We start from the raw sequence: 14,689 nt of genomic DNA, 5'->3' as shown, positions 1-14,689 counted from the left end.
GTGGATGCGGTGGATGCTGTGGCGGATGCCCCCTCCCTAACCCTCTCCCGCTCCGCTCAGTTCATCGCCCGGTCCGGCAGGTCCAGCAGGAAGTCGCCGCCCTCGTCGTAGCCGGCGGTGCGGATCACGCCATATTGCGGGGTCTGCGGGGCCTCGCGGGTCACGTCCTCGCGGACGGTCTGGTACAGCGCGTAGCCGTTGCTGTCCTTGGGCAGGGCCTGCACCCGCTTCATCAGCGCCGTGGCGAAGGGGGAGTTCACCTCGCCGTCGGCCACCGGCTCGTCGCCGCCCGACGACAGCGCCATGACGGAGCGGCGCTGGCGCATCTCCTCCCCGCTGGCGAGGCGGGCGGCGTCGATTTTCTGTTCCTTGGTGAAGGCGCCGGAATAGCAGCTGTCGGACACCACCATCACATGCTTGGCCGGCATGCGGCTGAGGAAGCGGCCGATGTCGTTGTTCGACACCCAGTTGCGGGCGCTGGTCGTCTCGGCGTCGGCCGGCAGCCAGTAGCCGGTCCCGGTCTCCGCCAGCTCATAGCCGTGGCCGGCATAATAGACCATCACCTGGTCCTGCTCGCCGACCTCGCGGCCGAGCTTGCGCAGGGCCTCGCCGATCTGCGCCTTGGTCGGGTTGCGCAGCACCCGCGTCTCGTAGCCGAGATGGTCGTTCAGCGTCCGGCCGACCGCCTCGATGTCGGCGTCCGGCGTCGCCAGGGCCGGAATGGCGCCGTCGCGGTAGCTGTCGACCGCGATCATCAGCGCGATCTTGCGCGGCTTCGGCGGGGCGGCCGGATCGGGGGCCGTCGCGGCGGCGTCGATGCTGATGCGCTGCTCGGTGGTCGCCCCGGTCTCGTCCGTCATGGTCAGGGTGGCTTCGGTGGCGCCCGGCTCCACCGGGATGCTGGTGCGGAACTGGCCCTGTTCGTCGATGAAGACCCAGCGGCCGTTCACCCGCGCCTCCGCCAGGTTGGCGCTGTCGGCGACGATGCCGCGCAGGGTCATGGTGCCGCCGCGGGTGCGGCCGCCGCGCGCCTGCCGCAGGCTGGGCAGGGCCGAGGACGCGCCCGGCCGGCCGAACATGTCCGCCGCCGACGGGTCGGCGGCCAGCTGGCGGAGCGCGCCGGACAGGGTCTGCGTCCGCTGCTCGCGCTCAACCCGCTGCACCATGGCGAGGTAGGTGCGCGCCACCTCGGGCGGCAGGTTGGCCTGGGTGACCGCCGCCCGCACCTGGGCGTAGCCGCCGGACGCGCCGGATGCGGTGCCCTGCAGGATGGTGCCGACAGAGGCCGCCACCGGGTCGGCGCTGCCGGTCAGGCCGCCGATCAGGGTGGCGACGGGGATGCTGGCCAGCGTCGCCCGCTGCTCGGCCAGCGACAGGCCGCCGGTCGCGAGCGCCGTCACCGCCTGGACCATGCCGCCGCTGCCGGCCGCCTGGATCAGGCTTCCCGCCGCCGCCTGGACCTGCGGCGAGGCGAGCAGCTGCGGTCCCGGCTGCGACAGGGTGGCACCGGAGGCGTAGGCTGCCGTCGCCGCCGGGCTGAAGGTGACGCTGCGGCCCGATGCCAACACGACCGTCGCCGGTTCGGGGGGCGGCGCGGGCGGCGGCGAGGTGGGGGTGCCGCCGGAGGTTTGGCCGCCCGCGTTCCGGGTGCCCTGCCCCGTCGCCTGCTGCTCGAGCGCCGCCAGGAACGTCTGCGGGCTGGTGCCGGCGGTGCTGAACCCGGATGCGGTATCGCCCGAACCGCTGGAGCCGATGCCGGAGCCGGTGGTTCCGGCGGTGCCGCTGTCGGCCGTGCCGGCCGTGCCGGCGGTCGATCCCGTGGCGGTGACGGTCGCGATCTGGGCCACCGTCTGAAGCGCCGTCTGCACGTTCGCGGCGCTCGCCACGCTTGCGGCGGTCGGGCTGGTGGTGGTTGGGCTGGTGGTGGTTGGGGTCGTGACGGTGCCGCCGCTGTCCGTTCCGCCCGTTCCGCTGCCGCCGGTTTCCGTTCCCGTGCTCGGCTCCGTCGTCGGGGTGTCCGGAACCGGTGGCGGAGGAGGAGGTGGTGGGGGTGGGGGTGGGGGTGGCGACACCGGGGTCACGGGTGTCACCGGTGTCACCGGTGTCACCGGTGTCACAGGCGTTACTGGCGTTACTGGCGGCGGCGGCGGCGGCGGAGGAGGAGGAGGAGGCGACACCGGCGCGCTGCTGATCACCACGTCGCCGTTGCTGTAAAGGTCGGTCGCGGTCTGCCCGGTTCCGGCCGTTCCCTGCGTCGTCACCTGGGCACCGCTCGATTCGATCCGGATCGCTCCGGTATCGGCGTCCAGCCCGATGCCGGCGATCTCGGCGGTGGCGGCGGAGGTTCCTGCCCTGCCGGTGATCGCGATGCCGCCGACCGAACTGACCGTGGCGGTGCCGTGGAGCTTCACGCCCCAGGCCTCGTCGGCGTTCACGGCGGTGGCGTCGCCCACGATCCGGATCGAGTCCCCCGAGGACGAGGTGGAGCGGATGGTCGGGTTGCCGTCGGCGGTGCTTGCGATGGACACGCCGGCATTCCAGCCATAGGAGGACACCGCCTTGCCGACGATGCCGATGGTTCCGGCACCGGCATCGATGCTGGAGGTGCCGGCGATCGACACGCCGTGCCCCTGGTCGTCATAGTCGGAGCCCTCGCCCCGGATCGCGATGGCGCCGCCGCCGGACTGGAGCGTACTGTTCTCGATGGTCACGCCGGCCGCGCTGTTCCAGCCGCCCTTCGCGGCGTACTGCGAGGGATCGCTGCCGCCGCCCAGCGTGATCGCACCGCCCGAGGTGGCGATGCTGCTTTCGGTCAGGGTGATCGCCCCCTGGTTCTGTCCGCTGCTGTTGCTGGCGATCGTCACCCGCGACCCGTTGGTCACCACGTCGCTGTCCGACAGCGTGACGTCTGCCGCCGCCTTGAGGGTGACGGCGCCGGAGGAGCGCAGGAGGGTGCCGCCGTCCAGCATCAGGCCGCCGGCCGATTCGATGGCGAGCGGTGCCGAGCCGGTGCCGATCTCCGCGCCGGTCACCACGATGTTGCCGTCCGATCCGCTGCCGGCCCGGATCGAGATCGCCCCGTTGCCGGACGCGGCGATGGTGGAGCTGTCGACGATCCGGACGGCATCCAGGCCGTCGTTGCTCTCGCCCCCGCCCTCCCTGCCGGTGACATTGACGGCGCCGCTTGCGGTCTGCAGCGTCGAGGCGGACAGCAGGATGCCGACATTGTTGCCGGAATAGATGCCGTTGCCGCCCTCCCCGTTCAGGGTGATCGAGCCGGCCGTCGTCTCCAGCCGGCTGTCATGGAGCGCGATGCCGTGGTTCTCGCCGCCGTCATTCTCGCCGCCCGCACCGTTGATGACGATGGCGCCGGCCCCGGTGGTGACGGTGGCATAGCGGAACGCGACGCCGGTCCGCTCGCTCACGGCAACCGGCGAATAGCCGCCTGACAGGCCGGTGGTGGCGGTCGTCGCCGGATCGGCGCCGCCGCCGACGATGAAGCTGCCGCCGTTGGTGGCGATGGTCACCGTCTTGCCCGAGACGCCGTTGATGCGGACCATGCCGTCGCCGGTGTAGGCCCCGGCATTCAGGGTCAGGTTCAGCGCGCCGGCGGTCGACCCGATGCTCTCGTTGATGATGATGTTGCGGTCGGCCTTCAGCGTCAGGGTGGCGTCGCCACCGGCCGACTTCCCGATGGCCTCGTTGACGGTGATGTCGCCGTGGTCCGTTCCGTTGCTGCTGGTCAGCAAGGTGACGCTGGTTCCGGCATTCAGCGCGGTTTCGATGGTGGTGGCGGAAATGCTGCCGGTGCCGGTCGAGACGTCGTAGAGCCCGCCGCCCAGCGTGTCGCTGCCGGTCGATTCCACCGTGATGTCGGTCGGGTCGAGCAGCCAGGACCCTGCCCTGCCCGCCCCTGCCGCCCGGGCATCGACGCTGCCGCGCACCTGCAGGGACAGCTTGCCGGAGGTCTCGACGAAGCCGCCGTCGCCGCTCCCGGTGCCGCCCTCCGCCCCGCCGCGGGCGGAGATCGTGCCGTCGAAGCGGGTGCGCTCGTCCGCCCACACCACCACCTTGCCGCCGGTCCCGCCCTGCGTGGCGTCGGCGGTGATCGAGGCACCCTCAGCCACCACGGTGACGGCGGACGGCGGCACCGGCTTGCGCGCCGGGCGGATGGCGTAGCCGGCCAGCGTCGCCGCCGATGCCTTGCCGCCCTGCACGTCGCCGCCGATCAGCACCTCCCCGCCCCCGGCGGCGCCCGACGCCTTGACCCGCGCCGTCGCGGTCAGGCCGGTGCGGTCGCCGGACACGGTGACGCTGCCGCCGGTCTGGCCGGCGCCCAGCCCGTCGGCGTCCAGCGTGCCCGACACCTCGACGTCGCCGCCGTCGCCCAGCAGGACGATGTCGCCGCCCTGCTGCTCGACCCGGCGGGCCTGGACGGTGCCGGACATGTTGACGACGCGGTCGACCAGCCCCTTGGCCGCCGATGCGGTCATCTGGACCCGGCCGCCGTCGGCGAAGATCGCGCCCTTGTTCTCGACCAGCGCGTCGACCGGCTTGCCGTCGGCGCCGATGGGCCGCGCATCCGTCTTGGCGTCCAGCGCCAGGTTGATCTTCTGGTCGCCGAACAGGTCGACGACGAAGCGCCGGCCGGAGGCCAGCGTCACCTCGCCGAGCCGCGCCTGGATGGTGCCGCGGTTGGAGACGCCGGGCGCGACCAGCGCCGCCAGCCCGGCCTCGGCCACCGTGATGGCGCCGTCATTCTCCACCGTCGCGGTCGAGCCGGCGCGGCCTTCGAAGCGGTAGCGGCCGGCCATGAAGTCGTCGTTGCGGATGTCGTGGGTGGTGGCGATCAGCCCGCCGACATCGACGCGGGCGTTCGGCCCGAACAGGATGCCGTTCGGGTTGACCAGCCAGACCTGCCCGTTGGCGGTCAGCCGGCCCATGATCGCCGACGGGTCGGAACCCACCACGCGGTTCAGCGTGATCGAGCCGGCGTCCGGCTGCCGGAAATTCGTGTGCTCGCCCTCGCGGATGCCGAAGCGCTGCCAGTCGATCACCGCCTTGGAGGTCGACTGGATGATGTCGAGCCGGCCGGGGCCGCCGGGCTGGATCGTCGCGGCGCCTTCGGTCACCGCACCGCCTTCGGGATTGGCGAGCGCCGGGGCGGGCAGGGCGACGGCTGCCGCCAGGATCGCCAGCCGGGCCGCGCCTGCCAGTGCCGTGCTGCGGCGCAATGACAGCCTGTGTCCGATCCTCCCGTGACCCGTTCCCGCGACGCCGCTCACACCCGATCCCCGCATAACCGACCCGATCCCCTGGAAAAGCCCGCGCAAGCTTGCGGGAAGGCGATACCCTGTCCGAATTCCTGGAGTGCGAAACATTTTAGCGACCGCCGGCCTGTACGGAAACATCGAAAGTGGTGACGGAATGTTTCCGTCCCGCAACGGGGGCGAAACGGGAGCGGTGGAACCGCAGGCGTTACCGGTAACGGATTTGGTGCCGAAGGCGTTACCGGTAACGGGTCTTTGGTACAGAGATCCCCTATTTCCATGGTCCAGGTCCCGCCTTTGCCCTTTCGACGCGCCAGCCGATCCGCTAAGAAGAAGGCCGTCACGCGATGCAGGGGGAACAGATGGCCGATCCGACCGCCGTCGCCACGAAACGGTCTGCGGGCAAGTCCACAGCCAGGGATTCCGGTAAATCATCCGGCCGGCAGGCGGGCCGCAATGCCGAAAGTCCGGTACAGAGCGCTGCGCAGAGGCCGGCCCGCTGGGTGGTCTACAGCGCGCCCAAGGGCGGCACCGGCAAGACGACCAGCTGCAAGAACACCGCTGTGGCCGCCGCCAGGGACGGCATGCGGGTGGCGACGCTGGATTTCGACCCGCAGCGCACGCTGGGCCAGTGGCACGAGCTGCGCCGCCCGCACGACGTCGCCGCCATCGACCATTACGAGGGCGCGCTGGAGGCCATCGACGAGGCGCTGGCCCAGATCGACCCGGCCCGCTACGACATCGTCTTCGTCGACACGCCCCCGTCGGTGGAGCTGTATCCGGAAGCGACCAAGATCCTGCTGCGCCGCGCCGACCTGGTGCTGGTGCCGACCGGGGTCGGCCGCTTCGACAAGATGAGCGTCATTCCCTGGATGGAGTTCCTGCGCGACTATGGCCGCCCGGCCGCCTTCCTGCTGAACCGGGTCAAGCGCCGGTCCGTCAGCCTGCGGGAGGCGAAGCTGGAGCTGGGGCGGGTCGGCCGGCTGGTACCGCACGAGGTGCCGGACATCGAGGACATGCACCGGGTCGACGACATCGGCTGTTCCATCGTCGATGTCGGCGCGGTGAACGGCGCCGACGAATGCCTGGGCGCCTGGTACTTCATCCGGCACGAGCTGGGGATCTGAGCATGGTCAACGTCAAGTCCTTCATGAAGAAGGCGGCGGAGCAGGGCAAGGCCGCTCCCCAGCCTGCCCCGCAGGCAGCCCCGCAGGCCGCGGCATCCCAGCTGCCCGCCCGCTCCTCCCCGGCGGCGGTGGCGCCGTCCAAGGCGGACCGCAGGGCGGCGGACATCAGCGACGCCATCGTGCCCTGCCACACCCGGCAGGAATTCGCCCAGGAGATCCGCTACCACTGGAACCGCAGCCGCAAGGAATTCCTGTCGATCGGCCGCTACCTGAACCGGGCCAAGGAGATCCTGCCGCACGGCGATTTCGAGGCGATGATCGAGAGCGACATGCCCTTCTCGGTCGAGACCGCCTTCCGCTTCCGCGCGGTGGCGGAGGCGGTGGACACCGGCCGGCTGTCGCTGGACGTGCTGCCGGGGGCGGAGAGCGTCGCCTACCAGATCGTCACCATGACGCCGGACGAGCTGGAGCGCGCCAAGGCCGAGGGGCTGGTCCGCCCGGACGTGACCCGCCGGCAGCTGATCGACTTCAAGCGCTCGCTGCGCCCGCCGAAGGACGTGACGCCGAACGACCGGCGCCGGCAGCTTCTGGCCGAATATGCCCGGCTGGGCGCGCGGATGGCCGACATCCGCGGCGAGCTGCTGCGCGACCATGGCATCGACCCGGAGCATGGCCATGGCCGCGCCAACCGCAGCGGCGTGACCATCGATGTCGAGGCCGAGGATATCGGGCCGGACGATGTGGGGGCCGGGGCGGGCGACGGCGCGTCCTGACCTCAGCGGCGATGCGACATGTGGGAGCCGGTCCCGCCGTCGCCGCGTCCCGATGACGGGCCGCTGCCCAGAAGGTCGGTCAGTGCCCGGAAGTCCCGCTGGAAATTGCTGAAGAAGTCGCCGCCGCCCCCGGTGCGCCCGATGCGGGCCGGGGAGCGTCCGGTGGCGTGGGATTCGCTGCGGCTGGAGGCGCGGCTGCGGCTGTCCGGAACCTTCGGCTTGCGCGGCGGCGTCTTCACCGAAGCGGGCAGGGATGCGGTTTCCGGCGCGCGGGCGAAGGCATCGCCGCACAGGCCGCGGTCGGCCGCCCGCTCCAGACCGTCCGGATCCAGCAGCCAGCAATCCAGCGCATCGGTCCGAGGCATGCCGGAGGTCTTCGCCGCCGCAGGGGGCGGAGCGGGCAGGGGGGCGGTGCCGTCGGGCGCGAACAGCATCGGCTCCGCCATGGCGGACGGCGCCGCGGACAGCATGGCGGCGGCGACCAGGGTGGCGCGTCCCACCCTCACAAATGCCATCGCCAAGGCCGCTCCGCTCCGCTCCGCCGTCCGGCCGTTACCCGGCATCGCCCATCCTTTTCGTTCGCCGCATCCGTATCCCTCAACAGATAAACGCCCCGGCCGGCCGGATCGTCCGTATGAAATGGGGGGGATCCGCCGTAAGGCGCGGTACTCCGTCGGGGGAAGATGAGGGGCAGCCGGCGGCTGCGGCATGGTCGCAAGGGGCAGGTTGCCGCACTTGTCAGGCGGGCGGGTTGGTGGGACAGTTCGGCCCCCATGGCATCCACGACCGGCGGATATGGCCGATTTCAACTGGAACGACCTGCGCTTTTTCCTGGCGGTGGCCCGGGCGGGCACGCTGACCACGGCGGCCCAGCGCCTGCGCGCCGATCACACCACGGTCAGCCGGCGCATCACGGCGCTGGAGGAGGCGCTGCGCGTCACCCTGTTCGAACGGCGCCCCAGCGGCTTCACCCTGACCGCGCAGGGCGAGCGGCTGAAACAGACCGCCGAGGTGATGGAAAGCGCCGCCCTGCTGGCGCAGGGGATGGTGGCCGACGGCGATCTGGCATTGGCCGGCGCGGTGCGCATCGGGGCGCCCGACGGCTTCGGCAGCTGTTTCCTGGCGCCGCGCATCGGTTCCTTGTGCGAACGCCATCCGGAGCTGGAGGTGCAGCTGGTCGCCATGCCGCGCGTCTTCAGCCTGTCCAAGCGCGAGGCCGACATCGCCATCAGCCTGTCCTGCCCGCAGGAAGGCCGGCTGTTCGCCCGCAAGCTGACCGATTACCGGCTGGGGCTGTACGGCACCGCGGCCTATCTCGACGCCCGGCAGCATATCCGCAGCCGGGCCGACCTGCGCGGCCAGTCCTTCATCGGCTATATCGACGACCTGATCTTCGCGCCCGAGCTGGACTATGTCGAGACGATCGGGGAGGTGGTGCCGCGGATCAAGAGCAGCAGCCTGGTCGCCCAGCTGAAGGCGACGCTGGCCGGGGCCGGCCTGTGCATGCTGCCCGCCTTCATCGCGGCGAACGAGCCGGCGCTGGTGCCGGTGCTGCCGGACGAGCTGACGATCACCCGGTCCTTCTGGCTGATCGTGCATGAGGATCTGCGCTCGCTGGCGCGGATCGCCATGACCGCCGACTACATCGCCGATCTGGTGCGGCGGGAGCAGGCGCTGTTCCTGCCCCCGCCGGCCAGTTCGATCACACCCTGATTTACCCTTCGCCGCGCAGCATGCGGATGATGCCCGAGAAGTCGGTGCCGCCCTGGCCCTGCGCGTTCATCATCGCGTAGAGCTGCGCCGCCGCCGCGCCCAGCGGGGTGGGGGCGCCGGCGCCCTGCGCCGCTTCCTGGGCCAGCTTCAGGTCCTTCAGCATCAGCGCCGCGGCGAAGCCCGGCTGATAGTCGCGGTTGGCCGGGCTGGCCGGCACCGGGCCGGGCACCGGGCAATAGCTGGTCAGCGACCAGCACTGGCCCGACGAGGTGGAGGAGACGTCGAACAGCGCCTGATGCGACAGTCCCAGCTTTTCCGCCAGCACGAAGGCCTCGCAGACGCCGATCATCGAGATGCCGAGGATCATGTTGTTGCAGATCTTCGCCGCCTGCCCGGCGCCGGCCCCGCCGCAATGGACGATCTTCTTGCCCATCGCCTCCAGGATCGGGCGGGCCTGCTCGAAGGCACCGGGCTCGCCGCCGGCCATGAAGGTCAGCGTGCCGGCCGAAGCACCGCCGACGCCGCCCGACACCGGCGCATCCAGCGAGGGCGCGCCGTATTCCGCCGCCTGCGCATGCGCCTTGCGGGCCGAATCCACGTCGATGGTGGAGCAGTCGATCAGAAGCGTGCCCGGCCGTGCCACCGGGGCGATCTCGCCATAGACGCCGAGGACATGCTTGCCGCCCGGCAGCATGGTGACGACCACCTCCGCCGCGGCGGCGATGGCGGCGGGCGAGGCGCCGATGGTGATGCCGGCCGCCTCTGCCGCCTCGATGGCCGCCGGCACCAGATCGTAGCCGACCACCTGATGCCCCGCCTTCACGAGGTTCGCGGCCATCGGGCCGCCCATGTTGCCCAAGCCGATGAAACCGATCACAGCCATCGTCGCGTCTCCCGTGGATTGGTTTTTATGGTGCTTCCCCCTCTCCCCCCCGGGGAGAGGGGACCAAGGGTCGTGTTGGTCAGGCCATCCGGCCGATCTCGCTGCGCGAGACGATCAGGCGCATGACCTCGTTGGTGCCTTCGAGGATCTGGTGGACCCGGAGGTCGCGGACGATCTTCTCGACGCCATAGTCGGCGAGATAGCCATAGCCGCCGAACAGCTGCAGGGCGTCGTTCGCCACCTGGAAACCGGTGTCGGTGGCGAAGCGCTTGGCCATGGCGCACAGCCGCGTCGCATCCTTGGCGCCGGCATCCAGCGCCGAGGCGGCGCGGTGGACGAAGGTGCGGGCGGCCTCCAGCTCGGTCGCCATGTCGGCGATGCGGAACTGCAGCGCCTGGAAGCGGTCGAGCGTCTGGCCGAAGGCCTTGCGCTCGGACATGTAGGTCAGCGCCTTGTCGAGCGCCGCCTGGGCGCCGCCGATCGAACAGGCGGCGATGTTGATCCGGCCGCCGTCCAGCCCCTTCATGGCGAACTTGAAGCCCATCCCCTCCTGACCCAGCAGGGCGGTGGCGGGAACGCGCGCGTCCTCCATGATGACGGCGCGGGTCGGCTGGGCGTTCCAGCCCATCTTGTGCTCGTTGGCGCCGAAGGACAGGCCGGGCGTGTCCCTGGGCACCAGGAAGGCGCTGATGCCGCCGGGCCCGTCCTCGCCGGTCCGGGCCATGACGAGGTAAAGCTCGGAGCTGCCGGCGCCGGAGATGAACTGCTTGGCGCCGTTCAGCACATAGCCGTCGCCGTCGCGCACCGCCTTCGTCCGCAGCGCCGCGGCGTCGGAGCCGGCATTCGCCTCGGTCAGGCAATAGCTGGCGAGCCATTCCATGGTGCAGAGCTTCGGCAGCCAGTGGGCCTTCTGCTCGCCGGTGCCGAACCTGTCCACCATCCCCGCCACCATGTTGTGGATGGAGATGTAGGAGGCGATGGTCGGGCAGCCCTGGCTCAGCGCCTCGAAGATCACCGCGGCGTCGAGCCGGCTCAGCGCCGAGCCGCCATGGTCCTCCGCCACATAGATGCCGCCCATGCCGAGCTCGCCGGCCGCGCGCAGGGTTTCGACGGGGAAATGCTTCTTCTGGTCCCACGCGACGGCGTTTGGCGCCAGCTCGTCGCGGGCGAAGGACAACGCCATGTCGCGGATGGCGACCTGGTCTTCGGTCAGTTCAAAGGACATGCGTCACCTCGATCAAGGCCCTCTCCCGCCTCCCGCGCAAACGAAGTTTGCGCGGGAGGCGGGAGAGGGAGGCTAGGGACCCATCACTCCATGGTCGGAATGACGAAGCTGGCGCCGTCCTTGACGCCCGAGGGCCAGCGCGAGGTGACGGTCTTGGTCTTGGTGTAGAAGCGCACCGCGTCGGGGCCGTGCTGGTTCAGGTCGCCGAAGCCCGAACGCTTCCAGCCGCCGAAGGTGTAATAGGCGAGCGGAACCGGGATCGGCACGTTGATGCCGACCATGCCGACGTCGACACGCGACGCGAAGTCGCGGGCGGCGTCGCCGTCGCGGGTGAAGATGGCGACGCCGTTGCCGTATTCATGGTCGTTCGGCAGGGCCAGCGCCTCCTCGTAGGAGTCGGCACGGACGACGGAGAGGACCGGGCCGAAGATCTCCTCCTTGTAGATGCGCATGTCCGGCTTCACCTCGTCGAACAGGCAGCCGCCCATGTAGAAGCCGTTCTCGTAGCCCTGCATGCTGAACTCGCGGCCGTCGACCGCCAGCTTGGCGCCTTCCTTGACGCCGAGATCGACGTAGGACTTCACCCGGGCCAGATGCTCGGCGGTCACCAGCGGGCCGAAATCGGCGCTGCTGTCGGTCGAGGGGCCGACCTTCAGGCCTTCCACCCGCGGGATCAGCCGCTCCATCAGCGCGTCGGCGGTCTTCTTGCCCACCGGGACGACGACCGAGATCGCCATGCAGCGCTCGCCCGCCGCGCCGTAGCCGGCGCCGATCAGCGCGTCGGTCGCCTGGTCGAGGTCGGCGTCGGGCATCACCAGCGCATGGTTCTTGGCGCCGCCGAAGCACTGCACGCGCTTGCCGGCCGCGCAGCCGCGGTTGTAGATGTATTCGGCGATCGGGGTGGAGCCGACGAAGCCGACCGCCTTGATGTCGCGGTCGTCGAGGATGGCGTCCACCGCCACCTTGTCGCCATGGACGACGTTGAGGATGCCCGGGGGCAGGCCGGCTTCCAGCATCAGCTCGGCCAGCTTGACCGGCACGCCCGGCGTGCGCTCCGACGGCTTGAGGATGAAGGCGTTGCCGCAGGCGATGGCCGGGGCGAACTTCCACATCGGGATCATCGCCGGGAAATTGAACGGCGTGATGCCGGCGACCACGCCCAGCGGCTGGCGCATCGAATAGATGTCGATGCCGGGGCCGGCGCCGTCGGTGAACTCGCCCTTCAGCAGGTGCGGGATGCCGCAGGCGAACTCGACCACCTCAAGCCCGCGCTGGATGTCGCCCTTGGCGTCGACGATGGTCTTGCCATGCTCCAGCGACAGCAGCAGCGCCAGCTCGTCATAGTCGCGCTGCACGAGGTCGAGGAAGCGCATCAGCACGCGGGCGCGGCGCTGCGGGTTGGTGGCGGCCCAGCCGCGCTGCGCCTGCTTGGCATTCTCGACCGCGGCGCGCATCTCCTCCACGCTCGCCAGCGGCACGCGGGCGCGCACCTCGCCGGTCATCGGGGAATAGACGTCGGCGAACCGGCCGGACGTTCCGGAAACCGCCTTGCCGCCGATCAGGTGCTGAAGTTCGGTGGTCATCCTATTGTCCTCCCTCGGGATTGTTGGTCACCATGTGGACCTGAGCGGCCCCGTGGATCGACCCGAAACTTTGCGCATCGGTTGTGCAGGAATGCAGGACGCCCCGGCGTCGGTGGACGGGACGCCCCGGTATCAGTTGCCGGGGGGCCTGCGGTCGACCAGCCGCTGCAGGGTGGCGACCAGGATGGGCACCTCCACGGGTTTTTCCAGGAACGCGTCGATGAGGGTCCTGAAATCCGGTTCGGACGGAACGGCGGCGGTGAGCAGCACGACCGGCAAATGCTGGAAGCCCGGTTTCGCCCGGATCTCCCGGATCATCTCGATGCCGTTCATGTAGGGCATCATGTAGTCGGACAGCACGACGTCGGGGACCGCCTCGATCAGGCAATGCAGCCCGTGGCGGCCGTCGCTCGCCTGCGTCACCTGGAAGCCCTCCATTTCCAGGACCAGCGTCATGGCAGCCCTGATTCCGGATTCATCCTCGACGATCAGTATGTGGCCTCGGGATTGCGGAGCGGAGAAGGTTGCCATCGTCGGCGGCCTAAAGGATGTTCGGAGAGACGGTATCGATTGCGGCAGATGACGTCGCTGCGCCCGATATGGTGCCTCCCATCCGGATGCCCCGGTCGGTGATGGAATATTCCCTGATGGATCGGTCGAATCCGCTCTCCCTCACCTTCACCAGCGTGAGCGTGCGGCGCATCTGGGATTGTTGTTCGACATAGCGCAGCAGGACGATGTTTTCCGCGACCGCGGAAATGCTGCCCAGCGATATGCGGTGTTCGCCGCCCATCAGGAACGGCAGTTCCATCGAATAGACGGTGGTCACGCCCTCGTCACGCAGGGTGCCGGTCAGCGCGGTGAGGAACGATGGCAGGCGTTCCTGGAAGATGACCGAGTGCGCGAGGGCGTCGACCCCGTCGACGAACAGGCGTGCCACCTTGCGTTGCCGGACCCTGTCCAGAAGCTCGTAGCCGAGCTGATCCAGCAAATTCTCGGTGGACGGATGCCAGATCATCTCCACCGCGCCTGATGCCATCAGCCCGTCGAGGTCGATCCCGTAACTCAGCGCCCTGCGCTTCAGCCTGGCGGCATTCTCGTAGAAGCCGAAGATCAGGCCGGGCTCCGACGGCGTGCATTGCGAGATGAAATGCAGGCCGAGCGTGGTCTTGCCGATGCCGGTCGGCCCCAGCATCAGGGTGGCGGAGCCGCAGGGCAGCCCGCCGTCCAGCATCCTGTCGAGGTCACCCACGCCGGTCCCGAGGCGTCCGGTTCCGACCTCGGTGTACGACGCACCCTCCAGCACGCTTTCGAACTGTGGTAGCACGCTTTCGAACCGCGGCAGCACGGTGAGGCCGGCCTCCGAGATCGTGAACATGTGCTGGCCGGCGATGAAGTCGCTGCCCCTGACCTTGTGCACGGTCAGCGTGCGGTAGGAACGGGTATCCCTGCACCGCGCCGCCAGTTCGATCCAGCCGTCCACCATGGTGTATTCCGGATTGGACGATTGCCGCGCGCTGTTGGTCAGCAGCAGGACCGTGCATCCCAGCAGGTTGGCGAGCATCGCCAGATCGTTGATGAACTTGCGGAACTCGCAGGCCGATCGGGCCGTCTCCTCCAGAACGAACAGGCCGTCGAGCACGAGCAGCGACGCCTTGCGGGACTTGGCTTCGGAAACCAGGAACTCCAGGACGCCGGGAAGCCCGTCGCGCATGAGCTTGTCGAAGCAACTCACGTAATAGATCGACGATGGAACATGCTCGCCCTGGTAGAACTCCATCGGGCTGAGATGCTTGAGCAGGCGGTCGTGGCTCTCGGCCAGCAGGGTCACATAGACCGAGCGTCCCCCGCCGGAGGCGTGCCGGAAGCAGATCTGGTTGGCCATCACCGTCTTTCCGGCGCCCGGCGATCCTTGCACGATGAACACCGAGCCAACCGGAAGGCCGCCCTGAAGGATCCGGTCCAGACCGGGTATGCCAGTGGAAATCCGTTCCATCATGCTTTGCTCGACCGTTTCCGACATCCAATATCAACGGCTTGTCGATGGTGCCCCATCGGGAGCCGTTGCCTCAATCGCCGGCGCGGGTGTCCGCCCGCCTGATCCCGCGGGCACGA

At 69.8% G+C, this 14,689-nt stretch carries 10 protein-coding genes; 3 read left to right on the top strand and 7 right to left on the bottom strand.

Annotated features, from left to right (window positions below; translation table 11 throughout):
• Positions 1-56: 56 nt before the first annotated feature.
• Complete coding sequence (locus ABMY26_RS31815) at positions 57-5,234, bottom strand: filamentous hemagglutinin N-terminal domain-containing protein (RefSeq protein ID WP_372400195.1); 5,178 nt, start codon at positions 5,232-5,234, stop codon at positions 57-59.
• A gap of 398 nt (positions 5,235-5,632) precedes the next feature.
• Between ABMY26_RS31815 and ABMY26_RS31810 the strand changes: the two genes are divergently transcribed.
• Together ABMY26_RS31810 and ABMY26_RS31805 are read left to right on the top strand one after the other, a co-directional pair.
• Entirely contained in the window at positions 5,633-6,397 is a 765-nt protein-coding gene (locus ABMY26_RS31810) for a ParA family protein (protein WP_372400194.1), read from the top strand.
• Between the two features lie 2 nt (positions 6,398-6,399).
• Positions 6,400-7,170: a DUF3102 domain-containing protein gene (locus ABMY26_RS31805; RefSeq protein WP_372400193.1), complete on the top strand. Its 771-nt coding sequence runs from the start codon at positions 6,400-6,402 to the stop codon at positions 7,168-7,170.
• A gap of 2 nt (positions 7,171-7,172) precedes the next feature.
• On the opposite strand, the gene ABMY26_RS31800 is transcribed toward ABMY26_RS31805, so the two are convergent.
• Complete coding sequence (locus tag ABMY26_RS31800; RefSeq protein WP_372400511.1) at positions 7,173-7,685, bottom strand: hypothetical protein; 513 nt, start codon at positions 7,683-7,685, stop codon at positions 7,173-7,175.
• 280 nt (positions 7,686-7,965) lie between these two features.
• Here ABMY26_RS31800 and ABMY26_RS31795 point away from each other — a divergent pair, with 280 nt between their 5' ends.
• A complete protein-coding gene (locus ABMY26_RS31795) occupies positions 7,966-8,883 on the top strand; it encodes a LysR family transcriptional regulator (protein ID WP_372400192.1) in 918 nt (305 codons plus the stop codon).
• 1 nt (position 8,884) lies between these two features.
• Here ABMY26_RS31795 and mmsB read toward each other — a convergent pair whose 3' ends face one another.
• The 5 genes from mmsB to ABMY26_RS31770 all read right to left on the bottom strand — a co-directional run bounded on the left by mmsB (position 8,885) and on the right by ABMY26_RS31770 (position 14,570).
• Positions 8,885-9,766, bottom strand: coding sequence for a 3-hydroxyisobutyrate dehydrogenase (mmsB, locus tag ABMY26_RS31790; protein ID WP_372400191.1), 882 nt, complete (start codon positions 9,764-9,766; stop codon positions 8,885-8,887).
• 79 nt (positions 9,767-9,845) lie between these two features.
• Positions 9,846-10,991 carry an isobutyryl-CoA dehydrogenase gene (locus ABMY26_RS31785; RefSeq protein WP_372400190.1) on the bottom strand — a complete coding sequence of 382 codons (1,146 nt, stop codon included), beginning with the start codon at positions 10,989-10,991 and terminating at the stop codon, positions 9,846-9,848.
• 83 nt (positions 10,992-11,074) lie between these two features.
• Positions 11,075-12,574 carry a CoA-acylating methylmalonate-semialdehyde dehydrogenase gene (locus ABMY26_RS31780; protein ID WP_372400189.1) on the bottom strand — a complete coding sequence of 500 codons (1,500 nt, stop codon included), beginning with the start codon at positions 12,572-12,574 and terminating at the stop codon, positions 11,075-11,077.
• Between the two features lie 132 nt (positions 12,575-12,706).
• Positions 12,707-13,105, bottom strand: a complete 399-nt coding sequence (locus tag ABMY26_RS31775; protein WP_372400188.1) for a response regulator — start codon at positions 13,103-13,105, stop codon at positions 12,707-12,709.
• Positions 13,106-13,115: 10 nt separating this feature from the next.
• On the bottom strand, positions 13,116-14,570 hold the full coding sequence (locus tag ABMY26_RS31770) for an RAD55 family ATPase (protein WP_372400510.1): 1,455 nt from the start codon (positions 14,568-14,570) through the stop codon (positions 13,116-13,118).
• Positions 14,571-14,689: the final 119 nt, after the last annotated feature.

Origin of the sequence: Azospirillum sp. HJ39 (assembly GCF_041507355.1) — a bacterium.
GTDB lineage: Bacteria > Pseudomonadota > Alphaproteobacteria > Azospirillales > Azospirillaceae > Azospirillum > Azospirillum thiophilum.
Note: the sequence above shows the minus strand (reverse complement) of the source record. Positions and strands in the feature narration are given on the sequence as shown.